The 23406-nt window shown below is 74.0% G+C and carries 22 protein-coding genes, 2 tRNA genes and 1 pseudogene; 9 read left to right on the top strand and 16 right to left on the bottom strand.

Annotated elements, in window-relative coordinates; translation table 11 throughout:
- Position 1 precedes the first annotated feature (1 nt).
- The 4 genes from Q2K19_RS16105 to Q2K19_RS16090 form a co-directional block, all read right to left on the bottom strand.
- On the bottom strand, positions 2–808 hold the full coding sequence (locus Q2K19_RS16105; protein WP_302771930.1) for a sigma-70 family RNA polymerase sigma factor: 807 nt from the start codon (positions 806–808) through the stop codon (positions 2–4).
- A gap of 251 nt (positions 809–1059) precedes the next feature.
- Positions 1060–1725, bottom strand: a complete 666-nt coding sequence (locus Q2K19_RS16100) for an alpha/beta hydrolase family protein (RefSeq protein WP_446839653.1) — start codon at positions 1723–1725, stop codon at positions 1060–1062.
- 105 nt (positions 1726–1830) lie between these two features.
- Positions 1831–2223: a WhiB family transcriptional regulator gene (locus Q2K19_RS16095; RefSeq protein WP_109945430.1), complete on the bottom strand. Its 393-nt coding sequence runs from the start codon at positions 2221–2223 to the stop codon at positions 1831–1833.
- A 213-nt stretch (positions 2224–2436) separates the two neighbouring features.
- On the bottom strand, positions 2437–3147 hold the full coding sequence (locus Q2K19_RS16090; RefSeq protein ID WP_302771925.1) for an SOS response-associated peptidase: 711 nt from the start codon (positions 3145–3147) through the stop codon (positions 2437–2439).
- Between the two features lie 102 nt (positions 3148–3249).
- Between Q2K19_RS16090 and aroA the strand changes: the two genes are divergently transcribed.
- The 4 genes and pseudogenes from aroA (at position 3250) to Q2K19_RS16070 (ending at position 7574) form a co-directional block, all read left to right on the top strand.
- The gene (aroA, locus tag Q2K19_RS16085) at positions 3250–4551 is read left to right on the top strand and encodes a 3-phosphoshikimate 1-carboxyvinyltransferase (RefSeq protein ID WP_302771922.1); all 1302 of its coding nucleotides are present in this window, start codon (positions 3250–3252) and stop codon (positions 4549–4551) included.
- Complete coding sequence (gene rsgA / locus Q2K19_RS16080) at positions 4521–5708, top strand: ribosome small subunit-dependent GTPase A (RefSeq protein ID WP_302771921.1); 1188 nt, start codon at positions 4521–4523, stop codon at positions 5706–5708. The genes aroA and rsgA overlap by 31 nt, the downstream gene beginning before the upstream one ends.
- A 16-nt stretch (positions 5709–5724) precedes the next feature.
- Positions 5725–6534, top strand: coding sequence for a histidinol-phosphatase (gene hisN / locus Q2K19_RS16075; protein WP_302771919.1), 810 nt, complete (start codon positions 5725–5727; stop codon positions 6532–6534).
- Between the two features lie 60 nt (positions 6535–6594).
- Positions 6595–7574 (top strand): annotated as a pseudogene (locus tag Q2K19_RS16070) (hypothetical protein).
- Here the strand turns inward: Q2K19_RS16070 and Q2K19_RS16065 are convergent.
- Positions 7472–8725: a glycosyltransferase gene (locus Q2K19_RS16065; RefSeq protein ID WP_302771916.1), complete on the bottom strand. Its 1254-nt coding sequence runs from the start codon at positions 8723–8725 to the stop codon at positions 7472–7474. The pseudogene Q2K19_RS16070 and the gene Q2K19_RS16065 sit on opposite strands and share 103 nt — an antisense overlap.
- A 193-nt stretch (positions 8726–8918) precedes the next feature.
- Here Q2K19_RS16065 and Q2K19_RS16060 point away from each other — a divergent pair, with 193 nt between their 5' ends.
- From Q2K19_RS16060 to Q2K19_RS16050, 3 genes are all read left to right on the top strand, one after another.
- Entirely contained in the window at positions 8919–9917 is a 999-nt protein-coding gene (locus tag Q2K19_RS16060) for an SDR family oxidoreductase (protein ID WP_302771914.1), read from the top strand.
- A gap of 56 nt (positions 9918–9973) precedes the next feature.
- Positions 9974–10702, top strand: coding sequence for an ATP-binding protein (locus Q2K19_RS16055; RefSeq protein WP_302771912.1), 729 nt, complete (start codon positions 9974–9976; stop codon positions 10700–10702).
- Between the two features lie 79 nt (positions 10703–10781).
- Positions 10782–11357 carry a DUF5709 domain-containing protein gene (locus tag Q2K19_RS16050; RefSeq protein ID WP_302771910.1) on the top strand — a complete coding sequence of 192 codons (576 nt, stop codon included), beginning with the start codon at positions 10782–10784 and terminating at the stop codon, positions 11355–11357.
- Between the two features lie 4 nt (positions 11358–11361).
- Here Q2K19_RS16050 and Q2K19_RS16045 read toward each other — a convergent pair whose 3' ends face one another.
- Positions 11362–11994: a response regulator gene (locus tag Q2K19_RS16045; RefSeq protein WP_302772526.1), complete on the bottom strand. Its 633-nt coding sequence runs from the start codon at positions 11992–11994 to the stop codon at positions 11362–11364.
- 11 nt (positions 11995–12005) lie between these two features.
- The gene (gene macS, locus Q2K19_RS16040; RefSeq protein ID WP_302771909.1) at positions 12006–13130 is read right to left on the bottom strand and encodes a MacS family sensor histidine kinase; all 1125 of its coding nucleotides are present in this window, start codon (positions 13128–13130) and stop codon (positions 12006–12008) included.
- A gap of 115 nt (positions 13131–13245) precedes the next feature.
- Here macS and Q2K19_RS16035 point away from each other — a divergent pair, with 115 nt between their 5' ends.
- Positions 13246–13710, top strand: a complete 465-nt coding sequence (locus Q2K19_RS16035; protein ID WP_302771908.1) for an ATP-binding protein — start codon at positions 13246–13248, stop codon at positions 13708–13710.
- A 23-nt stretch (positions 13711–13733) separates the two neighbouring features.
- Here Q2K19_RS16035 and Q2K19_RS16030 read toward each other — a convergent pair whose 3' ends face one another.
- On the bottom strand, positions 13734–14672 hold the full coding sequence (locus Q2K19_RS16030; protein WP_302771906.1) for a ribose-phosphate diphosphokinase: 939 nt from the start codon (positions 14670–14672) through the stop codon (positions 13734–13736).
- A gap of 18 nt (positions 14673–14690) precedes the next feature.
- Complete coding sequence (locus Q2K19_RS16025) at positions 14691–15524, bottom strand: phosphoribosylaminoimidazolesuccinocarboxamide synthase (protein WP_302771904.1); 834 nt, start codon at positions 15522–15524, stop codon at positions 14691–14693.
- Between the two features lie 160 nt (positions 15525–15684).
- Between Q2K19_RS16025 and Q2K19_RS16020 the strand changes: the two genes are divergently transcribed.
- A complete protein-coding gene (locus Q2K19_RS16020; RefSeq protein ID WP_302771902.1) occupies positions 15685–17004 on the top strand; it encodes an ABC transporter substrate-binding protein in 1320 nt (439 codons plus the stop codon).
- Between the two features lie 28 nt (positions 17005–17032).
- On the opposite strand, the gene Q2K19_RS16015 is transcribed toward Q2K19_RS16020, so the two are convergent.
- The 7 genes from Q2K19_RS16015 to Q2K19_RS15985 form a co-directional block, all read right to left on the bottom strand.
- Positions 17033–17281, bottom strand: coding sequence for a hypothetical protein (locus Q2K19_RS16015; RefSeq protein ID WP_302771901.1), 249 nt, complete (start codon positions 17279–17281; stop codon positions 17033–17035).
- A 97-nt stretch (positions 17282–17378) separates the two neighbouring features.
- Positions 17379–17452, bottom strand: a tRNA-Met gene (locus Q2K19_RS16010).
- A 115-nt stretch (positions 17453–17567) separates the two neighbouring features.
- A tRNA-Met gene (locus Q2K19_RS16005) sits at positions 17568–17641 on the bottom strand.
- Between the two features lie 50 nt (positions 17642–17691).
- A complete protein-coding gene (locus Q2K19_RS16000; protein ID WP_302771899.1) occupies positions 17692–18624 on the bottom strand; it encodes a hypothetical protein in 933 nt (310 codons plus the stop codon).
- Positions 18614–19123, bottom strand: coding sequence for a SigE family RNA polymerase sigma factor (locus Q2K19_RS15995; protein ID WP_302771897.1), 510 nt, complete (start codon positions 19121–19123; stop codon positions 18614–18616). The genes Q2K19_RS16000 and Q2K19_RS15995 overlap by 11 nt, the downstream gene beginning before the upstream one ends.
- Before the next feature lie 142 nt (positions 19124–19265).
- The gene (locus Q2K19_RS15990) at positions 19266–22250 is read right to left on the bottom strand and encodes a UPF0182 family membrane protein (RefSeq protein WP_302771895.1); all 2985 of its coding nucleotides are present in this window, start codon (positions 22248–22250) and stop codon (positions 19266–19268) included.
- Positions 22251–22373: 123 nt separating this feature from the next.
- Positions 22374–23387, bottom strand: coding sequence for a YlbL family protein (locus Q2K19_RS15985; protein ID WP_302771893.1), 1014 nt, complete (start codon positions 23385–23387; stop codon positions 22374–22376).
- Between the last annotated feature and the right edge of the window lie 19 nt (positions 23388–23406).

The following is a 23406-nucleotide window of genomic DNA, read 5'->3' as shown; positions in this document are numbered from 1 at the left end:
GTCACACCTCCCGGCCGGCGGCGGCGGTCGAACCCTTCGACGGCGCGGCGCTGAAGCCCCGCTCCGCCGCGTACTGCTCGAGCAGCTTGCGCAGATTACGTCGACCGCGGTGCAGCCGCGACATCACGGTGCCGATCGGCGTGCCCATGATGTCGGCGACCTCCTTGTAGGAGAAGCCCTCGACATCGGTCAGGTAGACGGCCAGGCGGAACTCCTCCGGCAACTGCTGGAGGGCCTCCTTGACGTCGCTGTCCGGCAGCCGGTCCAGCGCCTCGGTCTCCGCCGAGCGCAGCCCGCTGGACGTGTGCGACTCGGCCTCGGCGAGCTGCCAGTCGGTGATCTCGTCCGTGGGCGCCTGGACGGGCTGGCGCTGCCGCTTGCGGTAGGAGTTGATGTAGGTGTTGGTCAGGATCCGGTAGAGCCAGGCCTTCAGGTTGGTGCCCTGCTCGAACTGGTGGAAGGCCGCGTACGCCTTCAGGTACGTCTCCTGGACCAGGTCCTCGGCATCCGCCGGGTTACGCGTCATCCGCAGCCCGGCAGCGTAGAGCTGATCGACGAAGGGCATCGCGTCCCGCTCGAAGCGGGCCCTGCGCTCGTCCGTCTTCTCGGTGGTCAACCGCACATCCCCTCGCGTCGGATGCTTTCCCGCCGAGGATACGCGTACCCACTTGCCGGCAGATTCACTTCCAGACTCTGTGCTGGTGCTCACGGCCGACGCCGCCGCGGGCCACTCCGGCGCGTCGAGCAGCTGCCTGACCTGCCGCGCGTCCCGTTCGTCCCGCTCCCGGCTCCGTGTCTCGGTCGGCACCGGTCACCCCCCTCGGCTGGAAATGTCGTCCGGGGGTAGTAACGCGCGGCGTGGGCCGCCACATTCCGCCGCCACCCGCCGTTCCTGGTCCCGGCCCCGGCCGCGAACCGACGCTGGGACCAGGAAGGGCCTGGGAGGTGGTACCGATACGCCCGAACCGGGCACTCGTCACCAACCGGTCCAACGACGCGCCGCCGCCCCCGGTCACGCGGCGGCCGGGGTGTCCGGCCGCCGGGCCCCGGCCGGCGGCATCAGGCGGGCGTCCAGCCCTGGGCACGCAGCCAGTCGCGGACCACGGCGGCAATGCCGGCCGGGTCGCCCCGCAGGTCGTGCCGTTCGCCAGGGCGGACCACCACCTCGACACCCGGGCCCGGCTCCGGGACGCCGAACGGGTCGCGGTCGCCGTTCACCACCAGGGTGGGCAGACCGGTGCCCAGTTCGTCGGCGCGCGAGCGCTCTGGGCGGCCCGGAGGGTGCAGCGGGAAGGCGAGCGCGACCACTCCGGCCGCGCCGACCGAACCGGCGGTACGGCAGGCGACCCGGGCACCGCTGGAGCGTCCACCCACCACCCAGCGGGACACCTCCGGATGGCGTTCCCGGAGGGCGGCCAGCACCGCCCGCCAGGCCTCGTCGAGGTGCCCGGCCGGGGCGGGCGCGCGCCGGCCGGCGACCCGGTAGGGCTGGGTCACCCGGACCACTCCGACCCCGGCCTCGACCACCGCGTCCCGGACCGCGCGCAGATCCGGGGCGTCCACGTCACCGCCCGCACCGTGGCCGAGCACCAGCAGGGTGGCGCATCCCGCAACGGGCAGGTCGGTGTCGACCCGGGCCGGGCCGCGGGGCGTCTCGATCTCGTCGCCGTGCCGCACCGGCCCATTCTGCGTCCTGCCCCGCGATGCCCGACGGTGGACCGGCATCGGCGCGGTCCGGGACGCGGCAGGGGCGGCGACGCCACCGGGGAATCCGCCGGACATTGCCGCCGCCCGCGTCCCGGACGGGAAACGCGGGCGGCGGAATTGCGGTCAGCTCAGCGGCACCAGGGTGAGCAGCCGATCGCGGACCGGCGGACCGGCCTCGTCGACGGCGTCCGGATCCGGCTGCACCTCGCTGCGCCAGGCGACGAGCATGGCCCGGCGCTCGCGCGGCGTGGTGCCGCCCCAGACGCCGTGGCAGTCGCCCACCTCCAGCGCCCAGGCCAGGCAGGATCCCTGGACGTCACAACTGCGGCAGAGCGCGACCGCCGCGTCGGCCGGTTCGTTGGGCGCCGGAAAGAACGTCTCCGGATCCACGCTCTGACAGGTTCCTCTGGTCCGCCACGCATCGTCCTGCCGCCGCTCGCGCAACGCCCGCAGCAGTCGCGGGTCTCGTCGCGCGGCGGCCACCTCGTGCGGGCGGGGCATACGTGCCCGTGTCAATACACCCACCTCCCCCGTGGGACCGGCAGTGATCATGAGAGAAGATCGATGGATGTCATCCGCCCCGTGCGGACAGACGTCCAACGCCGGCGCTGTGTTCTATCGCACTTGAGGACACGGGGACAAGACTCTGCCGTAAACATGGCTAAATGACCGGGCGACCTTTCCGGCGCAACCCCGGCAAATCAGCACACGACAATGTGCTGACAGTGATCAGAAGAGGGTCATTTCCGTGCCGGCCTCCTCGCGCCTGAGCGGAACCCGGGCGGTGAGGCCGGGACCGTCGTTGCGGACGTCGCCGACCGCCGGGGAGACCGGACGGACCTGCAGCCCGGCGAGCCACTCCGGCGCCGGCGGGACGAGGAGCGCCGCCGGGTCACCGGAGGCGCCGAGCCAGGCCGCCCACCGCTCCCGGGGCAGCAGCAGCGGCATCCGGTCGTGCACCTCGGCCAGCTCCCCCACCGCCGCGGTGGTCAGCACGCTGAAGGTGAGCAGCTCGGCGCCCGCCGACTCCCAGACCGACCAGATGCCGGCGAGGGCGAGCACCGAGCCGTCGGTCGGGGTCATGTAGTAGGGCTGCCGCCGGCCATCCGGCTCGCGGACCCACTCGTACCAGCCGTCGGCCGGGACCAGGCAGCGCCGGCGGGCGAAGGACGGGGCGTACGCGCGGCTGGTGGCGACGGTCTCGGCCCGCGCGTTGATCATGCGGGCCGCGCCGGCGGCGCTGCGGGACCAGTGCGGCACCAGGCCCCAGCGGCCCACGGAGAGCCGCCGGTGCCCCTCCGGCGCCAGCCGCACCAGCGGCACCGGGTCGGTCGGGGCGACGTTCCAGTCCGGGCCGGCCCCGCCGCCGGTCTCGTCGTACGACTCGAACAGCGCGCTCAGGTCGCCCGCACTCCGGGTCGTCGCGTACCTCCCGCACATGGCGCACACGCTAACGCGCCGCCGTCGTCCTGGCTGTCCCGCCAACCGGGAGCTGGGACGACGGGCGGTTCCCCCGCCTCCGCGAGTTGGCAGAATGTAAGCGTGGGAAATCCGACCGCGACCCGGCCGCCGCAGCCGTGGACCGCACCGACCGCCTCCGATCCGGTCGGCGCCACGCTGCGCCTGCCCGGGTCCAAGTCGATGACCGCCCGGGCCCTGGTGCTCAGCGGGCTGGCCAGCGGGCCGTCGACGCTCGTCCGGCCGCTGCGCGCCCGGGACACCGAGCTGATGGCCGGCGGGCTGCGCGAGCTGGGCGCCCACGTCTCGGTCTCCGACGACGAGCGGTGGTTGGTCCGGCCGCACCAGCTGGTCGGCCCGGCCCACGTCGACGTCGGCCTGGCCGGCACGGTGATGCGCTTCCTGCCGCCGGTGGCCGGCCTCGCCGCGGGGCGGGTGACCTTCGACGGCGACCCGCAGGCCCGGGTCCGCCCGCTCGGGCCGCTGATCGGGGCGCTGCGCTCCCTCGGCGTACGCATCGACACCCCGGAGACCGGCAGCCTGCCGCTGGCCGTCCTCGGCACCGGGCGGGTCGCCGGCGGCGAGGTGGTCATCGACGCGTCCGCCTCCAGCCAGCTCGTCTCCGGCCTGCTGCTCGCCGCGCCCCGCTTCGACCGGGGCGTGGTGGTCCGGCACCGGGGCGCCCCGGTGCCGTCCGCGCCGCACCTGCGGATGACCGTGCAGATGCTGCGGGCCGTCGGGGCGGCGGTGGACGACACCACCCCCGACGTCTGGGCGGTCGAGCCGGGCCCGCTGACCGGGCGGGGCTGGGAGATCGAGCCCGACCTCTCCGGGGCGGCGCCGTTCTTCGCCGCCGCGCTGGTCACCGGCGGCGAGGTGACCCTGCAGGGCTGGCCGCACAGCAGCATCCAGCCGGTCGAGCAGTTCCGTGCCCTGCTGACCCGGATGGGCGGCGAGGTGACGTTGGGCACCGCCGGGCTGACCGTCCGCGGCGCCGGCACGGTGCACGGGCTGGACGCCGACCTCTCCGACGTCGGCGAGCTGACCCCGGTGCTGACCGCGCTGGCGATGCTCGCCGACTCGCCGTCCCGGTTGACCGGGATCGGGCACATCCGGGGCCACGAGACCGACCGGGTCGCCGCGCTGGCGAAGGAGTTCACCGCGCTGGGCGCCGACCTCAGCGAGCTCCCCGACGGGCTGGAGATCCGGCCCCGGCCGCTGCGCGGCGGGACCTTCCGGACCTACGACGACCACCGGATGGCGCACGCCGCGGCGGTGGCCGGGCTGGCCGTGCCCGGCATCGAGGTGGACGATGTGGCGTGCACCTCGAAGACCATGCCGGAGTTTCCGGCACTATGGTCGGGGATGGTGACCGGCAAGAACTGACCCGACGGGGGGACCTCCTGGCGACCAGGCGACGGGAGTATGACGAGGACGACGTCCGGGTCCGACCCGGGAAGTCCTCGCGTCCGCGTACCCGGACCCGGCCGCGCCACGAGAACGCGGTCGAAGGGTTCGTGATCGCCGTCGACCGGGGCCGTTACACCTGCGTGCTCCCCGACACCGGGCCGGACGCCCCGACCGTCACCGCGATGCGCGCCCGGGAGCTGGGCCGCAAGTCGGTGGTGGTGGGTGACCGGGTCGGGCTGGTCGGTGACACCTCGGGCACGCCCGGCGCGCTGGCCCGGATCGTCCGGATCGCCGAGCGCCGCTCGGTGCTGCGGCGCACCGCCGAGGACGACGCGACCACCGCCGAGGGGCGGCTGGAACGGGTGGTCGTCGCCAACGCCGACCAACTGGTGATCGTCAGCGCGCTGGCCGACCCGCCGCCGCGGACCGGGTTCATCGACCGCTGCCTGGTGGCCGCGTACGACGCCGACATCGAGCCGCTGCTCTGCCTGACCAAGGCCGACCTGGCCGGCCCGGAGGCGGTGCTCGACTACTACACCGAGCTGGAGCTGCCGTACCTGTTGATCCAGCCCGACTCCGACCTGGACGCGCTGCGCGCGCTGCTCGCCGGCCGGCTCTCGGTGCTGGTGGGGCACTCCGGGGTGGGCAAGTCGACGCTGGTCAACCGCCTCGTGCCGGAGGCGGACCGGGCGGTCGGCTCGGTCAGCGCGATCGGCCGGGGCCGGCACACCTCGACCAGCGCGGTGGCGCTGCGGCTGCCGCCCGCCGAGGGCGCCGAGGGCGACCTCCGGCAACTCCAGCTCGACGCGTCCGGCGCCGCGCCGCGACCTGGAGCCGCCGTCGGATGGATCATCGACACCCCCGGGGTACGCAGCTTCGGGCTGGCCCACGTCTCCGCGGACAGCCTGCTGCACGGCTTCCCCGACCTGGTCGAGGCGACCGTCGACTGCCCGCCGAACTGCCCGCACACGGCCGACGCGCCGGACTGCGCGCTGGACGGCTGGGTGGCCGCCGGCAAGGCCGACCCGCGCCGGCTGGCCTCGTACCGTCGGCTGCTGGCCTCCCGCAGCGGCGAGGGCGACCCCCGCGGCGAGTCCGACCAGCGGAACCCCGGGGATCCGCTCGACCGGTGACGGCTAGCGTGTCGCCATGACCAGGTACGCCGACGACCTCGCCCTCGCCCACCGGCTCGCCGACGCCGCCGACGCCATCTCCACCGCCCGGTTCCGCGCCCTCGACCTGCGGGTCGACTCGAAACCGGACCTGACCCCGGTCTCCGACGCGGACACCGCCGTGGAGCGGGAGATCCGGTCCCTGCTGGCCGACCACCGGCCCGGCGACGGCCTGCTCGGCGAGGAGTACGGCGAGCAGCCCGCGGCCGGCCCGGACGGGCGACGCTGGGTGGTCGACCCGATCGACGGCACCAAGAACTTCGTCCGGGGGGTGCCGGTCTGGGCGACTCTGATCGCCCTGCTGGAGGGGGACCGGCCCGTCCTCGGCCTGGTCTCCGCCCCGGCCCTGGGCCGGCGCTGGTGGGCCGCGCTCGGCGGGGGCGCGTACGCCGGCCCGGACCTGGCCTCCGGCGCGCCGATCGGGGTCTCCGGCGTCACCGACCTGGCCGACGCCAGCTTCTGCTACTCCTCGCTCACCGGCTGGGAGGAAGCGGGTCGGCTGGACGCCGTCCTACAGCTCATGCGGGACGTCTGGCGCAGCCGGGCGTACGGCGACTTCTACGGCTACATGCTGCTGGCCGAGGGGGCTCTGGACGTGATGGTGGAGCCGGAGCTCTCGCTCTGGGACGTCGCCGCGCTGGTGCCGATCGTCACCGAGGCGGGCGGGACGTTCACCGACCTGTCCGGCGGCCCGGCGCCGGCCGCGGGCGAGAACAGCGCGGTCGCCACCAACGGCCCGCTGCACGACGAGATCCTGGCCCGGCTCGGCCGGCCGGCCGAGCGCTGACCCGGCGGTAGCCTCTATCCTCGCCAGGTGGTGTCCTCCGGTTGGTGCTTCCTGGCGGCGATGATCGTCGCGTACGGCTTCGCCAACCTCCTCCAGTCGGTGGCCGCGGCGCGGACCACCGTGCACCACACCTTCGACCCCGGTCTGCTGCTCCGGCTGGCCGGTCACCGCACCTACCTGGTCGGGCTGTTGTGCCAGGTCACCGGCTTCGTGCTGGCCTTCCTGGCCCGCCGCGACCTGCCGCTGTTCCTGGTCCAGGCGAGCGTGGCGGCGGGGCTCGGGGTGACCGCCGTACTCGGCGTGCTGGTGCTCAAGTGGCGGCTGCCGGCCGCCGAGATCGGGCTGCTGGCGCTGCTCTTCGGCGGGATCACCGCGCTGGTGCTGGCCGCCCAGCCGGCGCCGTCGCGACAGCTCGGCACCGCCGGGCTGGTCGGCCTGGCGGTGGCGCTGGGCGTGATCGCCGTGCTCGGTTTCTTCGCCGTCCGGCTGCACGGCGCGCCCGGCTCGGTGGTGCTCGGCTCCCTGGCCGGCATGGCGTTCTCCGCTGCGGCGGTGGCCGCCCGGCCGCTCGCCTCGGCCGACACGGCGGAGGCGTTCGTCCGCGACCCGCTGCTCTATCTGCTGGTCGCCCACTCGGTGGTCGGGCAGCTCCTGCTCGGGCTGGCGATGCAACGTGGCTCCACCACGGCGGCGGTGGCCGCGATGGACGCCGCCGGCGCGGTGCCCGCGGCGATCGTCGGCCTGCTGCTGCTCAACGACCGGATCTGGCCGGGGCGGGAGTGGCTGGCCGGCGTCGGCTTCCTGGCCACGCTGGTCTCGGTGGTCGGCCTGACCCGGTACGCCGAGCCGCAGCACCACCACGCGGTCGCCCGGGACCGGGAGCGCGCGATGATCGGTGCCGGCGCGCCCGCGGCCCGGCCCCGCCGCTGAGCGGGCGTCAGGCCGCCTCGACGGGGCCGCGCGTCTCGACGGCCGCCTCCACGGGCTGGGGCGCCTCCGCCGCCTCGACCGGGCGGCGGCGGCCGATCACCCGCTCGTAGAGCCGCTCCAGTGCCCCGGCGGTCCGCTCCCAGGTGTAGCTGCACCGGACCCGGTCCACCGCGGCGTGCCCGTACGCGAACCGCCCGGCGTTGTCGGCGAGCAGCCGGCGCAGGGTGACCCCGAGGGTGCGGACGTCCCCGGGCGGGACCAGCTTGCCCGTGACCTCGTCGACCACCGCGTCGGCGATGCCGCCCATCGCGTAGCCGACCACCGGCACGCCGCACGCCATCGCCTCCAGCGACACCCGCCCGGCGGACGAGTAGTGCGGGGTGCAGGCGACCACGTCGGCGGAGCGGTACCAGGTGGCCATCTGGTCGTGCGGCACCGCGCCGACCAGCTTCACCTGCTCGGCCACCCCGTTCTGCTCGGCCAGCTCGCGCAGCCGGCGGGCCTCGGCGTGCCCGGCGAGCTGCTCGGCCGGCGGGCCACCGGCGATGACCAGTTCGGCGTCGCCGACCAGTCGCAGCGCCCGGATCAGGTCGTCCTGACCGTGGCCGGGCGCGAGCCCACCGACGGAGAGGATGCGGGCGCGCTGGTCCCGGGGCGCCGCCTCGCCGTCCGGGTGGAACTGGGCGGTGTCCACCCCGGTCGGCACCATCGCCACCGAGGTGCGCTGGAGTCCCATCCGGGTCAGCTCGTCGACCTCGTCGTTGCACTGGGCGACCGCCATGTCCACCGCCCGGGTCAGCGCCCGCTCCAGCGGGATCCGCTCCCCCGGCCCGTCGTACCCCCGGCCGAGGTGGCGCAGCTGTTCGACGCCGAGCGAGTGGAAGGTCTGCACGACCGGGATGTCGGTCTCGCGGACCGCGTGGGCGGCGGCCAGGCCACCGAGCCAGTAGTGCCCGTGCACCACCTCCGGCGCCCAGTCGCCGGACCAGCGCCGGGCCAGCCAGCCGCCGAACTCCGCCACGAACGGCACCAGCTCGGCGGTGCGCAGCGGGGCCGCCGGGCCGACCGGGACACGCTCCAGACCGTAGCCGTCCACCTCGGTGGACGCCGGCTGGCCCGGCTCGTCCCGGCGCTCGTAGACCCGTACGTCGTGACCCCGTGCGGCGAGTTCGGCCGCGACCCGCGCGATGTGCTGGTGCGTGCCGACGGTCGGACCGTCGACGGACGGGCCGGCGTGCGCGCACACAAGGCCGACGCGCATGGTGCACCTCCATGCGTTCTCGCGAGCGGTGGGTCCTCCGGTCAGAGGGTCCCATTAACCCGGCCCCGGTGCGCCGAAACCTGGCAGATCGGGATCGGTCAGGCGGATCACCTGCCCGGAACCGCCCCCTGGTCAATCGTGATCCGGGCTACCCGCCCGGCATGACCGCCCGGACCCGGGGTACCGGCGAAGAATGCCTCTCACCCGCACCCTCGACGACGCGACGGTCGTGATCACCGGCGCTTCCAGCGGGATCGGCGCGGCGACGGCGTACGCGCTGGCCCGTCGGGGCGCCGACGTGGTGCTGGCGGCCCGCACCGAGGAGGCGCTGCGCCGGGTCGCCGCGCACTGCCGGGAGCTGGGCGGGCAGTGCCTGATGGTGCCCACCGACGTGACCGAACCGGAGGCGGTGCGGCAGCTCGCGGCGCGGGCGGCGGCGGAGTTCGGCCGGATCGACGCCTGGATCAACAACGCGGCGGTGAGCGCGGTCGGGCTCTTCGACGAGATCCCGGTCGAGGAGTTCCGGCGGGTGGTGACGGTGAACCTGCTCGGTGCCGTGTACGGCACCAAGGCGGCGCTGCCCTGGCTGGAGGCGGCCGGCGGCGGGGTCCTGGTCAACAACGCCTCCGTGCTGGCCGAGGCGGCGATGCCCTACCAGTCGGCGTACAACGCCACCAAGCACGGCATCCGCGGGCTGGCCGACACGGTCCGGCAGGAGCTGCGGGTCACCGGGCGCGGCAACATCTCCATCTGCACCGTGCTCCCGGCGACCATCGACACCCCGTTGTTCCGGCACGCCGCCAACCACACCGGGCACGAGCTGACCCCGCCCCCGCCGGTCTACCCGCCGGAGGTGGTCGCCGAGACGATCGTCCGGCTGCTGCGTCGGCCCCGGCGCGAGGCGTACGCCGGGGGCGCAGCCCGGCTGATCGGGTTGCAGTGGCGGCTCGCGCCGGCGCTGGCCGAGCGGCTGCTCGGCTGGTACACCGCGCGCACCCAGTTCGGCCCGGGCGTACGCCTGGACAGCAGCGGGAACGTGTTCCGGCCCGACGCGGCGGCCGAGCCGACCGGTGGCTGGCACGGCCGGCGCCGGCAGCTGGTGCGGATGACGGCGTTCGGGCTCGCCGCGGCGGGGACCGCCGTCGGCACGATGGCCGCGATGACCCGCCGGTCCAAGGCGGGACGCGCATGAAACAGGCGGGCCGGCCGGATGCGCGTCCTCGACCCGGCATGCACAATGGGACGATCATGCCGACGGACGTGCGATGCCTGGTGGAGACGGACGAGTCCTCCGCGGTCGTCAGGCTGACCGGTGTGCTCGACCTGGCCGAGACGGACGCCGTCCGCGACGCTCTGCTGGCGCGGCTCTGGCAGCGGCCCGGCCCGGCGATCGTCGACCTGTCCACGGTCCGGATCGTCGAGCCCGCCGCCCGGGCCGTCGTCGACCACGTGCACCGCATGGTCGCCGACTGGCCGGCGGCCGCGCTGCTGGTGCTCGACCCCTCGGGCGGCCCGGGGGGCGGCGCGCCGGTCTACCCGTCGCTGGCCGCGGCGCAGGCGGCGCTGGTCGGCGCGCCGCTGGCGGCCGTGCTCAACGCCGACCTGCCGCCGGTGGTGGCGGCGGCCCGCGAGGCGCGGGGGCTGGTCACGGACGGGTGCGCCCGGTGGGGTGTGCCGGAGCTGGCCGAGCCGGCCTGCATCGCGGTCACCGAGATGGTCAACAACGTGGTCGCCCACGCCGGGACGCCGATGACCGTCCGGGTCGCCCCGCGGGGCAGCGCCCTGCAGCTGGCCGTCCGCGATCACTCCACCCGGCGGCCCGCGTACGCCGGGCTGGCGCCGCTGACCTCGACCGGGGGGCGCGGGCTGCTGCTCATCGACACGGTCGCCCGGCGGTGGGGCAGCACGCCGCTGGGGGGCGGCAAGGTGGTCTGGTGCGTCCTGCACGCCGAGGACGAGGCGGCGTGCCGCAGCTGAGGGTGGTATGACCCTCTTCCTCCCGTTCCCCCCGCCCGTACGCGGTTAATGCGACGAGTGCAGTGGGTAGTGACCGGTCATGCGCGACGACGAGTACCCGACCCCCGTGTCCGACCCCGAGGCGGAGGGCCTGCCCGACACCGCCGACGACGACTCCACGGCCAAGGACGACATCCTGACCGGTCGCGAGGCGGACGGCCCCGAGCCGGCCCAGCTTCCCGCCGACCGCACGCCGGTGGCCGTGGACCGGTTCGGGACCACCGCCGAGGAGCAGCTCGACGGCGAGTCGCTGGACTACAAGCTCCAGCGGGAGGTGTACGAGCGGCCGGCCGACGACCCGCTCGCCGGCCCGGTCGACCCGGACATCGCCGCCGAGGCGGACAGCGAGGAGGCCGCCGCGCAGGCCCAGCTCGACGCCGACGTGATCGACGCGGGCCCGACCTCCGACCCGCACTCGCCGGTCTCGATCTACGACCACGGCCAGCTCGGCACGGTCGCGGACCATCAGGTGGGTCGGCTGGTCGAACCGGACGAGGGCGCGCACACCGATCAGGAGACGGACAACGTGGCGTACGACGCCGGCTCGGCCGGTGGCGGGGCGACCGCCGAGGAGTTGGCCGTCCACGAGACCCGGCCGCCCGAGGCGACCCCGTGACGGGTCACTCGTCCAGGCCCCGCTCGATGGCGTAGCGGGTCAACTCGACCCGGTTGTGCAGCTGGAGCTTGCCGAGCGTGTTCTGCACGTGGTTCTGCACCGTCCGGTGGGAGAGCCCGAGCCGCTCGGCGATCTGCTTGTAGGACAGGCCCTTGGCCACCAGTCGCAGCACCTCGGTCTCCCGATCGGTGAGCCGGGGTGCCGCGTCGTGCCGGGCGGCGGGCGCCGCGGCCAGCCGCCGGTACTCCCCCAGCACCAGCCCGGCCAGCCCCGGCGTGAAGACCGGCTCGCCGGCCGCCGTGCGGCCCACCGCGTCCAGGAACTCGGCCGGTGCGGCCGACTTGACCAGGTAGCCGGTGGCGCCGGCCTTGACCGCGTCCAGCACGCGCTGCGGCTCGCCGCTGGCCGACAGCATCAGCACCCGGACGTCCGGCAGCGCCGCGCGCAGGCCGCGGATCACCTCGACCCCGGAGACGTCCGGCAGTTGCAGGTCGAGCACGACCACGTCGGGGCGGGCCGCCGGGGCCACCCGCACCGCCTGCCGGCCCTCGCCGCTGGTCGCCACCACCAGGTAGCCCGCCTCGGTGAGGTCGCGCGCGACGCCCTCCCGCCACATCGGGTGGTCGTCCACCACCATCACCCGGATGCTCACCGCTCGCCCCTCGGCACGCTCAACTCGACCTCCGTGCCGACGCCGGGGGCGGAGACGATGCGCACCGCGCCGCCGAGGTCGGCCACCCGGCCCCGGATCGACTGCGCCACCCCGAGCCGGCCCTGCGCGGCGGCCTCGGCCAGCCGCCCCTCCGGGATGCCCGGACCCTCGTCGCGTACCGAGACCGTCACCGTCTCCCCCTCGTCCTCGACCAGCACCCAGGCCCGCCCGCCGCCGTGCCGGGCCACGTTCTCCAACGCCGCTCCCACCGCGGCAGCCAGTTCCTGCGCCACCCGGCCGGGCAGCCGGACCGGGGTGGCCGGCGCGGCGACCTCGACCGTCGCCGAGGCGTACCGGTCGAGCAGGTCTCGCAGGTCCCGGGCATCCCCCGCCTCGGCCGGCGCGACCCCCGCCCGGCCGATCAGCGCGCGCAGGGCGGCCTCCTGCTCGCCGGCCAGCCGGGCCAGCTCGCCCGCCTCGCCGTCCAGCTCGGCACCGCGCCGCCGCACCAGCGCCAGCACCTGGAGCACCGAGTCGTGGATGTCCCGGGCCAGCCGCTCCCGCTCCCGGGTGGCCGCCTCCAGCTCCACCGCCCGTTGCAGCCGCTCCTCGGCGGTGACCGCCAGCCGGGCGACGTGCCCGACCACCACCCCGGCGAGCAGCATCAGGATCACCCCGGTGAGCGAGGACTGGGTGATCCGTTCCCGGGTCGCCAGGTCGACACCGCCGAGCAGCAGGGCGGCGACCGCGCCGCGCCGCCGACCGCCGGAGACCGCCCAGGCCAGCACCGGCCCGGCCAGCCACGCCACGGTCAGCGTGGGCACGCCGGCGGCCAGGGCCGCGCGGCCCACCACCCACGGGGTGGCCAGCATGATCGCCACGACCACGCCGAGGTCGGCCAGGAGCAGGGGCCAGCGGCGCCCGGCCGGGCGCGCGTAGCCGGCCGCGGTCACCCCGGTCCAGGCCAGCATCACCAGGAGTACGCCGCCGGCGGCGAGCGGGTGCGCGTACCGGTGGGCGTCGCGGAGGACCAGCAGGCCCACGTACGCCAGCGAGGCGAAGCGGAACACCGCGATGGACCGCCAGAGCGGGACCTCCAGGCCACCCGGGGACGACGGCATGCGCGACACCATGCCACAACGCGACGACGCCGGGGTGACGGCTGCGGCGTGGGAAACCCTGACGTACGGTGGAAATGCCGCGAAAATCGCCGAGACCAACCGCCGGGACGGGGCCATGACGAACGCAGAACCCCCCGCACCGCGTACGGTTGTGCCCATCGAACCTTCCCTCCTGATCGCCCAGGCCTTCGACCAGGCCCAGGTGACCGAGCTACGGCACTCGGTCACCGACTGCGCGCACGCCGCGGGGCTGGACGGCCAGCGGCTGGAGGATTTCGTGCTGGCGGTCAACGAGCTGATCACCAACGCCGTGCGGCACGGCGGCGGCCAGGGCTGGCTGCGCCTGTGGCGCCGGGCCGGGGAGCTGGTCTGCGAGGTCTCCGACCACGGCCAGGGGATCAGCGTCCAGCAGCTCAGCGACCGGAACCGGCCCGCCCCGGACACCGCCGGCGGCTGGGGCCTCTGGCTGGCCCGGGAGCTGAGCGACGCCATGGCGGTCGAGACCGGGGAGGCCGGCACCATCGTGCGGATCAGCGCCGCGCTGGCCCGACCGCACGTCCCCCGCCCCGCCGAGGGCTGACCCGGAGGCGGCCCCCCGGCGGCTCAGCCGAACAGGGCGCTCACCGACTCGCCGTTGTGGATCCGCCGCATCGCCTCGGCCAGGGCCGGCGCCACCGAGAGCACCTCCAACTTCGGCACCCGCTTCTCCGCCGGGATCGGCACGGTGTTGGTGCAGACGATCTCCAGCACCCCGTCCTGCCCGCTCAGCCGCTGCAGCGAACCGCTGGAGAACAGGCCGTGGGTGCAGGCCAGCCGGATCGACCGCACCTTCCGCTCCCGCAGGTGCGCCATCAGCTCGATCATCGTGCTGCCCTTGGCGATCTCGTCGTCCAGCACGATCACGTCCCGCTCCGCCACGTCGCCGATCACCGTGCTGATCTCGACGCGATCGTCGCTGTACCGCTGCTTCGCGCCGGCCGCGACCGGGGTGCCGAGCATCCGGGCGAACGCCGCCGCCTGCTTGGCGTTGCCCAGGTCCGGCGAGACCACCACCGCGTTGCTCAGGTCGTACCGCTTGAAGTGAGCGGCCAGCTCGCGCAGCGCGTGCAGGTGGTCCACCGGGACGCTGAAGAAGCCGTGCACCTGCGGCGAGTGCAGGGTCATCGCCAGCACCCGGTCCGCGCCGGCCGAGGTGAGCAGGTCGGCCACCAGCCGGCCGCCGATGGAGATCCGCGGCGCGTCCTTCTTGTCCGACCGGGCGTACGCGTAGTGCGGCAGCACCACGGTGATCCGGCCGGCCGACGCGCCGCGGGCCGCGTCGATCATCAGCAGCAGCTCCACCAGGTGCTCCTGCACCGGCGGCACCAGCGGCTGGATCAGGAAGACGTCCCGCTCCCGGCAGTTCGCCTGCAGCTGCACCTCGAGGCAGTCGTTGGCGAACCGGGAGACGCGGACGGGGTACAGCGGCACGCCGAGGTGGCTGCAGATCTCGGCGGCGAGGTCGGGGTGGGCGGTTCCGCTGAAGACGGCAATGTCACGCACGCCTGTTGATCGTACGGGTCAGTCCCAGCGGTTGCCGGTGAGCTTCTCGTAGACCTCGACATAGCGGGCCCGGGTCGCCTCGACCACCTCGGCCGGGACCTCGGGGGCGGGCGGCTGCTTGTCCCAGCCGCTCTGGGTGGCCCAGTCCCGGACGTACTGCTTGTCGTAGGAGAACTGGGCCCGGCCCGGCTGGTACGACTCGGCCGGCCAGAACCGGGACGAATCGGAGGTGAGCACCTCGTCGGCGAGGATCAGCGTGCCGTCCGGCGCCCAGCCCAGCTCGATCTTGGTATCGGCGACCAGGATGCCCAGATCGGCGGCGATCTCCGCCCCCCGCCGGTAGACGTCGATGGTGATCTGCCGCAGCCGCTCGGCGATCTCCGCGCCGAGCTTGTCGACCACCTGCGCGTACGTGATCGGCTCGTCGTGCTCGCCCGCGGGCGCCTTGGTCGACGGGGTGAAGATCGGCTCGGGCAGGATGGACGCCTCCGTCAGGCCCCGGGGCAGCTCCACGCCGGAGACCGCGCCGGTGCGCTGGTACTCCGCGAAGCCGCCGCCGGTGAGGTAGCCCCGTGCCACGCACTCGACCGGGACCATCTCCAGCCGCCGGCAGCGGATCGCCCGGCCGGCGAACTCCGCCGGCACGTCGGTGGCGGAGATGACGTGGTTCGGCACCAGGTCGGCGAGCTGCTCGAACCACCACAGCGACAGGGCGGTGAGCAGGCGGCCCTTGTCCGGGATCGGCGTCGGCAACGCCACGTCGTAGACGGAGATGCGGTCGGAGGCGACCAGGATCAGGTCGTCACCGTCCGCGTACACGTCCCGGACCTTGCCTGAGTGCAGAAGTTCCACGGCGCCTAGTACACCACGGGGCGGGACGCCCGCCCGGCGCGGCCACCGGCCGCCTCATCCGCCCCGGTCGATGTCCGCCGCCGCCCGGCGTTGACACCCCCGTCCGGGGCCTGTGTAAATGGTCCGTCCGCAGCCGCCGCCCGCGCCCCCAGGAGAACCCGTGCGCGCTCCGCAGTCCGTGCCCCGTCCCGGTCTCGACCGGCGGCGGCTCCTCGGCGCACTGACCGGGCTGCCGTTGGTGGGCGGCGGACTGGCCGGCTGCGGGCCGGAGGAGGAGAGCCGGGTCGACGACGGACCGCTCGAGCTGTCGGTGTTCTGGTGGGGCGGGGCCCGGCGGGCCGAGGCGACCGAGAAGGCGCTGCGGCTCTACTCCCAGCAGCACCCGCGGGTGCGGTTCCGGGTCACCTGGCAGGGTCTCACCGGCTACTACGACCGGCTGGCCACCCAGGCCACCGGCGGCAACGTGCCCGACCTGTTCCAGATCGAGGACACCGTGCTGACCGAGTACGCCCAGCGGGGGATCGTCCTCGACCTCAGCCGGTACGTCACCGACAACCGGCTCGACCTGCGCGACCTGCCGCCGAACCTGGCCCGCTACGGCCAGGTCGAGGGCCGGACCGTGGCGGTCCCCGCCGGGCAGACCAACGCCGCGCTCGTCTACAACCGGGACCTGCTGCGCCGCCTCGGGCTGGCCGAGCCGCGCACCGGCATGAGCTGGAAGGAGTACGCCCGCTGGGCCGGCCAGATCACCCGGGTCTCCGGCAACCGGGTGGCCGGCACGATGGACGCCTCCGGCGACTACCGGGCCCTCTGGCTCTGGCTGCGCGGCCAGGGCAGCGAGCTCTACCAGGGGCGGCAGCTCGGTTTCAGCTCCGCCGAGCTGCTCGAATGGTTCGAGTTCTGGGAGGTGGCCCGCCACGACCGGGCCACCCCGAGCGCCGCCCTGGTGGAGCTGGCGGACACCGGCGAGCTGGACCGCCAGCTGGTGGTCACCGGGCACGCCGCGGCGTCCTTCGCCTGGTCGCACCAGCTCCCGGACCTCCAGCGGCTCACCCACGACGAGCTGGGCCTGACCGCCCTGCCCGGCACCCCGGCCGCGCAGTGGCCCCGGGCGTCCATGTACTGGGCAGGGTTCCGCGGCACCCGCCAGCCCGACCTGGTGGCCGATGTGATCAACTTCCTGACCACCAACGTGGCGGCCGGCCGCATCCTCGGCACCGAACGAGGGCTGAACGCCAGCGTCCCGGTCCGGCGGTACGTCACCGACGGCGTCACCGACCGGGTGGAGAAGCGAATGATCGCCCTCGACAACGCCCTCGGCGACCTGATGGGACCGGCGCCCGCTCCGCCGCCCGAGGGGCACGCTCAGGTGCGTACCCTGCTCGTCGCCGCCGCGGAGAGCATCCGCGCGAAGCGGTCCGGGGCCCGGGCGGCGACCTCCCGCTTCATGGCGCAGGCGAGCTCGGCCCTGGCGGCGTGACCACCGTCGGCCGGGCGCGGCCGACCGGTCAGCGCGGCGGGCCGCCGCGCCGCCGGCGCAACAGCCGCAGCACCAGCAGCACGATCACCACGACCACCACCAGGCAGCAGAGCAGCCCGAGGAAGCCACCACCGCCGCGGGACCGCCGCCGGGCAGCCTCCACCACCAGCTCGCCGGTACCGGTGGACGCCCACGCCGCGGCCGGCACGAAGACCGAGAGCACGACCGCGCCGAGGAGCGCGCCGAGCCGGCCCCACCACTTGCTCCAAGCAGACATGCCCTCATCCTCGCCGAGCGACGCAACCGGGGCAGGGCGGACGGCCGGAGAAGGACGAAAGGCCCCGGAGTAAATCTCCGGGGCCTTTCGCGACGAGTAGCGGGGACAGGATTTGAACCTGCGACCTCTGGGTTATGAGCCCAGCGAGCTACCGAGCTGCTCCACCCCGCGTCGGCTCGTACAGCTTATCGCATCTCCGCCGTGGAGATCAGCCGGGTCCCGGAACGCGACCGGGGCGCCCATGACGAAGGGCCCCGGAGAGATCTCCGGGGCCCTTCGTGACGAGTAGCGGGGACAGGATTTGAACCTGCGACCTCTGGGTTATGAGCCCAGCGAGCTACCGAGCTGCTCCACCCCGCGTCGGTTCGTACACCGTAGCGCACCGACCCCAGGGGGCGCAAAACAGGCCCTCAGCCCAGCCACCCGCGCAGCGCCTCGGCCGCCCGACCGCTGTCGGCGTCGAACTGCGCGCGGTCCGTAGAACTGCCCTCCCAGCCCTGCTCCCAGAGCACGGTCACCACGTCGCCGACCCGGATCGCGCGGACCAGGTGGACCTCCTCACCGCTGACGGGCCGCCCCTCGACATCCAGGTTCGGGTTGCGGAGCTCGAAGAGCACCGACTCGTCGCCGTAGCCGGTGCCGTCCAGCAGCCGCTGGGTCGAGGTCACCGCCGGCGCCTCGGTCACCGGCTGCTCCGGGCAGTCCCGGACGGCACCCCGCAGCTCCCGCAGCGCCTCGTCGGCCCCGCCCGTCCGGTAGACGGTGATGCTGTGCCGGTAGTAGCCGTCCGGCACAGACGCCGGCGCGGCGTCCGCCAGCCGGTACGGCAGGGAGCGGGCCCGGCGCTGCGCGATCTGCCCCTCGCCGGGCATGGCGCCACACAGCTCCGGCAGCACCGGCCCCGGGACGAAATCCCCCGCCGTCCCGAGATCGTTCGCCGGAGGCAGGGCGAAGAAGGCGCGGTCCGGGATGCTGATCGCGGTGGTGGCCGTCGGCCCGGCGCTCGTCGGCGGCGGCGAGCCCGGCGTACGGGACGACGGCGGCTGGGTGGTCCGGCTCGGCACCGGCGAGGACGGGCTCGCGGTGGGCGACGGTGCCGGGGTGCCGGTGGCGGTGGGGCTGGCGGCCGGCGGTCCCGGCGGGGCGTCCGGCCCGGCGATGAGCACCATCCGGGTGCCGACGGCGGTGCCGGCGACCAGGACGGCGGCGGTCAGCGCGCCGAGCGCGGCCCGGTTCCGCGCCTGCCGGTCGGCCCGCCGGCGCAGCTGGTCCGGCGCTGGCAGCGCCCGCTCGTCGGTGTCGGCGGCCAGGGCCCGGTAGAGACGGGTCAGTTCACGCGACATCGTTGACCTCCAGCTCCTCGGTGGCCACCCCGGGCAGCAGCTCGGCCAGCCGGGCCCGGCCACGGGCCAGCCAGGACTTCACGGTGCCGGTGGGGACGCCGGCCTCCCGGGCGATCTCCTCCACCGGCATGTCGAACAGGTAGTGCAGGGCGAGGGCCTGCCGCTGCCGGACCGGCAACTGCCGGAGCGCGCCGACCAGCAGCACCGTCTCCTCGCCGGGCGGCCGGACGTCGTCCGGTGGTCCGGTGCGGCTGGCCGCCAGCCGCCAGCTCCGCAGCCGCCGCCAGCGATCGGTCGCCAGCCGACTGATCACCAGCCGCAGCCAGGCCTCGGGGGCCGGGTGGGCAGCCAGCTTCGCCCACTGCCGCCAGGCCCGGGCGTACGCCTCCTGGACGAGGTCCTGCGCCTCGCCGGGATCATCCGCCACCGCGTAGCCGTAGCGGAGCGTCCGCGCCGACGTGCTGCGGTAGAAGTCGTCGAAGCTGTTCGCGTCCCGCATCGGCCTCCCCCTCGGTCCACCTGCCCTGTTGACGGTTGAACCGGGCGCCGGGTTGCGGGCCTTCCGTCCGGAAAGCGACACGAGCCCGTGGTCCGGGACCGCTTCGGGTTCCGGGCCACGGGCTCGGGTGGTCGGGTCGGCGTCAGCCGTTCGGTGACGGTGAGGAGGTCGGCGGTGCGGCCGACGGCGAGGCCGGGGCGCTGCCGCCGGGCGACGGGGCCGCCGACGGATTGGCCGCCGTCTGCGCCTGCTGGAACGCGGACATCGCCTCGTCCAGCGCCTTCAGCGCCCGCCCGTACCGCTCGAAGTCGCCGGACGCCTGGGCCGCCCTGACCTCCGCGATCGCGCCCTGCACCCGCTCGGCGGCCTGGGCCAGCTCACCGGTGAGCACCGGCGGGCTGGTGCCGCCGGTCGGCGGCGGGGTGCCGCCACCCGGGGCGGGCGGATTGCCCGGGGTGGCGCGTTTGCCCTGCTCGACGAGCTGCTTGATGCCGTCGCCGAGGTTGTTCGCGAGCACCACGTACGAGCCGCCGTCGCCGTACGAGAGCAGCACCTTCTGCAGCAATGGGTACGCGTCCTGGTTGCTGCTCTTCACGTAGACCGGCTCGACGTAGAGCATCCCGTCGGCGAACGGCAGCGAGAGCAGGTTGCCGTACTGCACCTGCGCCTGATTGGAGGAGAGCAGGTTGAGCTGTTGCCGGATGTCGGCGTTGTTGGTCATCTGTTGGTGCACCTGGACCGGGCCGGAGATCCGGGTCTGGTCCGGCAGCTCCAGCACCTCCAGCTTCGGCTGCCCGTCGACGTACGACCCGGAGATCAGCGCGGCCAGGTTCTGCCGGCCGTTCGGGGTGACCGCCGAGGTGAGCTGGAAGCGCGGCCCGTCCTGCTTCGGGAACTGGGTGAAGAGGTAGTACGGGGGCTGCTTCTGCCCGCTGTCCGGGGCGTCCGGCACGTTGGGCACCTGCCAGAAGTCCTGGCCGGAGTAGAAGTCGCCGGGGTCGGTGACGTGGAACTTGGTGAGCAGGTTGCGCTGCACCTTGAACAGGTCGGCCGGGTAGCGGAAGTGCTCGGCCAGCTCCGGCGGGATGTCGCCCTTGGGCAGCACCAGGTCGCCGCCGAACGCCTTGTTCCACGCCTTCAGCACCGGGTCCGCGTCGTCGAAGGCGTAGAGCTTCACCGTGCCGTCGTACGCGTCGACGGTGGCCTTCACCGAGTTGCGGATGTAGTTGACGTTCTCCCGGGCGAGCTGGAAGGTGCCCCGCCCGGTGAGTTCGTCGGCCGTCTCGGCCTGGAGGTTGACCCGCTCGGCGTACGGGTAGGTCGCCGCCGTGGTGTAGCCGTCGATGATCCAGAGGACCCGGCCGTTCACCACCGCCGGGTACGGGTCGCCGTCCACCGTGAGGAACGGCGCGACCTTCTCCACCCGGTCGCGCGGGTTGCGCACGTAGAGCAGCTTGGAGTCGTTGTTCACCGCCTCGGAGAGGAGGAAGTTCGACTCCTGCTCCTTGATCGAGTAGAGCAGCCGGCGGGTGAACGAGCCGATCTTGACGCCGCCCTCGCCGGTGTAGGTGTAGTACTGCTCGCCACCGGTGGAGGTCGGCCGGTCGAACTCCACGTTCCGGTCGCCGGTCTGCCCGACGATGGCGTAGTCGTCGGGCTCCATCCGCTCGCCGTAGTAGATCCGCGGCTGCTGGGCCGGGATCTGCTCCGCCTGCGAGGAGCAGGCCTCCTGCGCCTTCTCGCCCAGGAAGCCGGAGACGAAGAACGGCTGGCCGCCGCAGACCACCTGGTTGGCCGGGGCGGCGACCAGGCCGTAGCCGTGGGTGTAGACGGTGTGCCGGTTGATCCAGTTGCTCTGCTGGTCGGTCAGCTCGCCGTAGTTGATCTCGCGGACCCCGACCACGTAGTCGGAGGTCTTGCCGGCCACCGCGTACCGGTCGATGTCCAGCTTCGGGCCGAAGTCGTAGAAGCCCCGGACCTGCTGGAGCTGGGTGTACGTCTCGGAGACCAGCTGCGGGTCGAGCAGCCGGGCGTTCGGCACCACCGAGGTGTCGGTGGCCAGGCTGGCCGGCGGGACGAGATTGTTCGCCGCGTACCCGGTGCTCTTCGTGGCCGTCAGCCCGTACGCGGCCCGCGTCGCCTCGATGCTCCGCTGGATGTACGGCGCCTCCTTGTCCCGGGCGCTCGGCTTGACCTCGAAGGTCTGCACCGCCCACGGGTAGATGCCGCCGATCGCCACCGCGGAGACCCCGAGCAGGGCCAGCGCGATCCCGGGCCAGACCAGGTTCCGCATCACCGCGTTGGAGAACACGATGATCGCGATCGCCACCACGACCGAGATGTACGCCAGGATCTCCTTCGCCGGGAGCAGCGCGTTCACGTCGGCGTAGCCGGCGCCGTAGAGCTTGGCGCCCTCGTTGTACTCCAGCAGCATCGCCCGCCGGTCCAGCACGTACGCGACGGCCTTGAGCAGGACGAAGACGGCGACCAGCGTGCTCAGGTGGGCCCGGGCCGCGTTGGTCATCCGGTCGCCGACGCCCTGCAGCCGCACCCCGCCGAAGACGTAGTGCATGGCCAGCGCGCCGAGCAGGGCGAGCACCACGGCGGTGAACCCGACCCCGAGCAGGTAGCGCCAGAAGGGCAGCTGGAAGACGTAGAAGCCGACGTCGACCCCGAACTCCGGGTCCTTGACGCCGAAGCTCCCGCCGTTGCGGAACAGCAGCCACTGGCTCCACCGGCTCTGTGCGGAGAGCCCGGCGAAGAGCCCGATGACCGCGGCGGCCAGGGCGATCCAGGTGCCGAGCCGCGGGCTCAGCAGCATCCGGTAGCGCTCCAGCGTGGCCTGCTCCGGGGAGTGCGGCCGCAGCCGCGGGCGCAGCCGGTAGGCCAGCCAGAGGTTGCCGGCGATGACCAGCGCCATGCCGAGCCCGATCACCAGGAACAGCAGCAGCCGGGTGGCGAGCACGCCGGTGAAGACCTGGGTGTAGCGGACCTCGTCGAACCAGAGCCAGTCGGTCCACGCGTTGACACCCCAGCCGAGCAGGGTGAACAGCAGGAACACCCCGATCAGGACCCCGATGGTGACGCGTCCGCGCCGACTCATCCTCGGCAGGGGGCTGCTACGCATGACCACTGTTGGCTCCGCACGCTCGATGTGATCGGCTCCGACCAGGCACCCAGAGTACGGGGTGTTCCTGAACACGTCGGGTCAAGGTCACGTCACGATCGTCCGGCGGACCGCCGGGCCGGCTCAGCAGCGGGTCGGCTGCCCTCCGGCACGCAGCGTCTCCAGCGCCTTCAGCGCGTCGTCCAGCGACGCCACCTTGAGCAACGGCAGGTCGGGCTGGGGGTTGCGGACCGCCTCGGCGCAGTTGTCGGCGGGCACCAGGAAGACCTTCGCCCCGGCGTCCTTGGCGCCGACCAGCTTCTGGGCGATGCCACCGATCGGCCCGACCCGGCCCTCGTCGTCGATGGTGCCGGTGCCCGCGATGACCTTCCCGCCGGTCAGGTCGGCCGGCTCCAGCTTGTCGACGATGCCCAGCGCGAACATCAGCCCGGCGCTCGGCCCGCCGATGTCCCCGAGATCGATCTTGAGGGTGAACGGGTGCGGCTGCTGCTGGTCGATCTCGATGCCGATCCGCGGCCGGCCGTCCTGCTCCCGGCTGGTCACCGTGGCGGTGGCCGGAACGCCGGCCCGGGTGTACCCGATCTTCAGCGCGGTCCCCGCCGGCTTGGCCCGGATCAGCTCGGTGAGCCGGGCGGCGCTGGTCACCTGCTGGCCGTCGACCGAGGTGAGCACGTCGTTGGTCTTGAGCACGTCGACCGACGATCCGCCCGGGGTGACCGCCTTCACCAGCACCTGGATCGGGTAGCCCAACTCCCGCAGCGCGGCCGTCTCCGCGCTGGTCTGCGAGTTCTGGAAGTCCTCGGCGTTGCGCTTCTCGACCTCCTCCTGCGACTCGCCCGGCGGGTAGACCAGCTCGCGCGGCACCACCGCCTCGTCCCGGGAGAACCAGCCGGCCAGTGCCGAGCGGAGCCGGACGGTGGGCTGCACGCCGACCGTGGTGAGCCGCAACTGGCCGGCGGACGTGGACGTGGGCCGCCCGTCGACCTGGATGACCTCCTTGCCGTCGGAGGTGCCGAGGGTGTTGACCGTCGGGCCGGGACCGAGCACCACGTACGGGATGGGCACGCTCAGCACCCCGACGCTGAGCAGGGCGGTGAGCAGTGCACCGAGGAGAACGGTCACGCCGCGACGTCTCATGCGGCAGAGCGTACCGATA

This window comes from Micromonospora sp. NBRC 110009 (assembly GCF_030518795.1).
In the GTDB taxonomy this organism is placed as follows: Bacteria; Actinomycetota; Actinomycetes; order Mycobacteriales; family Micromonosporaceae; genus Micromonospora.
This window is presented reverse-complemented; position numbering and strand designations above follow the sequence as displayed.

Bases quoted from the DNA above. Each gene is read 5' to 3' on its own strand.
- Q2K19_RS16100 (WP_446839653.1), bottom strand. From the start codon at position 1,725: ATGCCGGTCCACCGTCGGGCATCGCGGGGCAGGACGCAGAATGGGCCG.
- Q2K19_RS16090 (WP_302771925.1), bottom strand. From the start codon at position 3,147: ATGTGCGGGAGGTACGCGACGACCCGGAGTGCGGGCGACCTGAGCGCG.
- rsgA (WP_302771921.1), top strand. From the start codon at position 4,521: ATGGTCGGGGATGGTGACCGGCAAGAACTGACCCGACGGGGGGACCTC.
- hisN (WP_302771919.1), top strand. From the start codon at position 5,725: ATGACCAGGTACGCCGACGACCTCGCCCTCGCCCACCGGCTCGCCGAC.
- Q2K19_RS16065 (WP_302771916.1), bottom strand. From the start codon at position 8,725: ATGCGCGTCGGCCTTGTGTGCGCGCACGCCGGCCCGTCCGTCGACGGT.
- Q2K19_RS16060 (WP_302771914.1), top strand. From the start codon at position 8,919: ATGCCTCTCACCCGCACCCTCGACGACGCGACGGTCGTGATCACCGGC.
- Q2K19_RS16055 (WP_302771912.1), top strand. From the start codon at position 9,974: ATGCCGACGGACGTGCGATGCCTGGTGGAGACGGACGAGTCCTCCGCG.
- Q2K19_RS16050 (WP_302771910.1), top strand. From the start codon at position 10,782: ATGCGCGACGACGAGTACCCGACCCCCGTGTCCGACCCCGAGGCGGAG.
- Q2K19_RS16045 (WP_302772526.1), bottom strand. From the start codon at position 11,994: ATGGTGGTGGACGACCACCCGATGTGGCGGGAGGGCGTCGCGCGCGAC.
- macS (WP_302771909.1), bottom strand. From the start codon at position 13,130: ATGCCGTCGTCCCCGGGTGGCCTGGAGGTCCCGCTCTGGCGGTCCATC.
- Q2K19_RS16035 (WP_302771908.1), top strand. From the start codon at position 13,246: ATGACGAACGCAGAACCCCCCGCACCGCGTACGGTTGTGCCCATCGAA.
- Q2K19_RS16015 (WP_302771901.1), bottom strand. From the start codon at position 17,281: ATGTCTGCTTGGAGCAAGTGGTGGGGCCGGCTCGGCGCGCTCCTCGGC.
- Q2K19_RS16000 (WP_302771899.1), bottom strand. From the start codon at position 18,624: ATGTCGCGTGAACTGACCCGTCTCTACCGGGCCCTGGCCGCCGACACC.
- Q2K19_RS15995 (WP_302771897.1), bottom strand. From the start codon at position 19,123: ATGCGGGACGCGAACAGCTTCGACGACTTCTACCGCAGCACGTCGGCG.
- Q2K19_RS15990 (WP_302771895.1), bottom strand. From the start codon at position 22,250: ATGCGTAGCAGCCCCCTGCCGAGGATGAGTCGGCGCGGACGCGTCACC.
- Q2K19_RS15985 (WP_302771893.1), bottom strand. From the start codon at position 23,387: ATGAGACGTCGCGGCGTGACCGTTCTCCTCGGTGCACTGCTCACCGCC.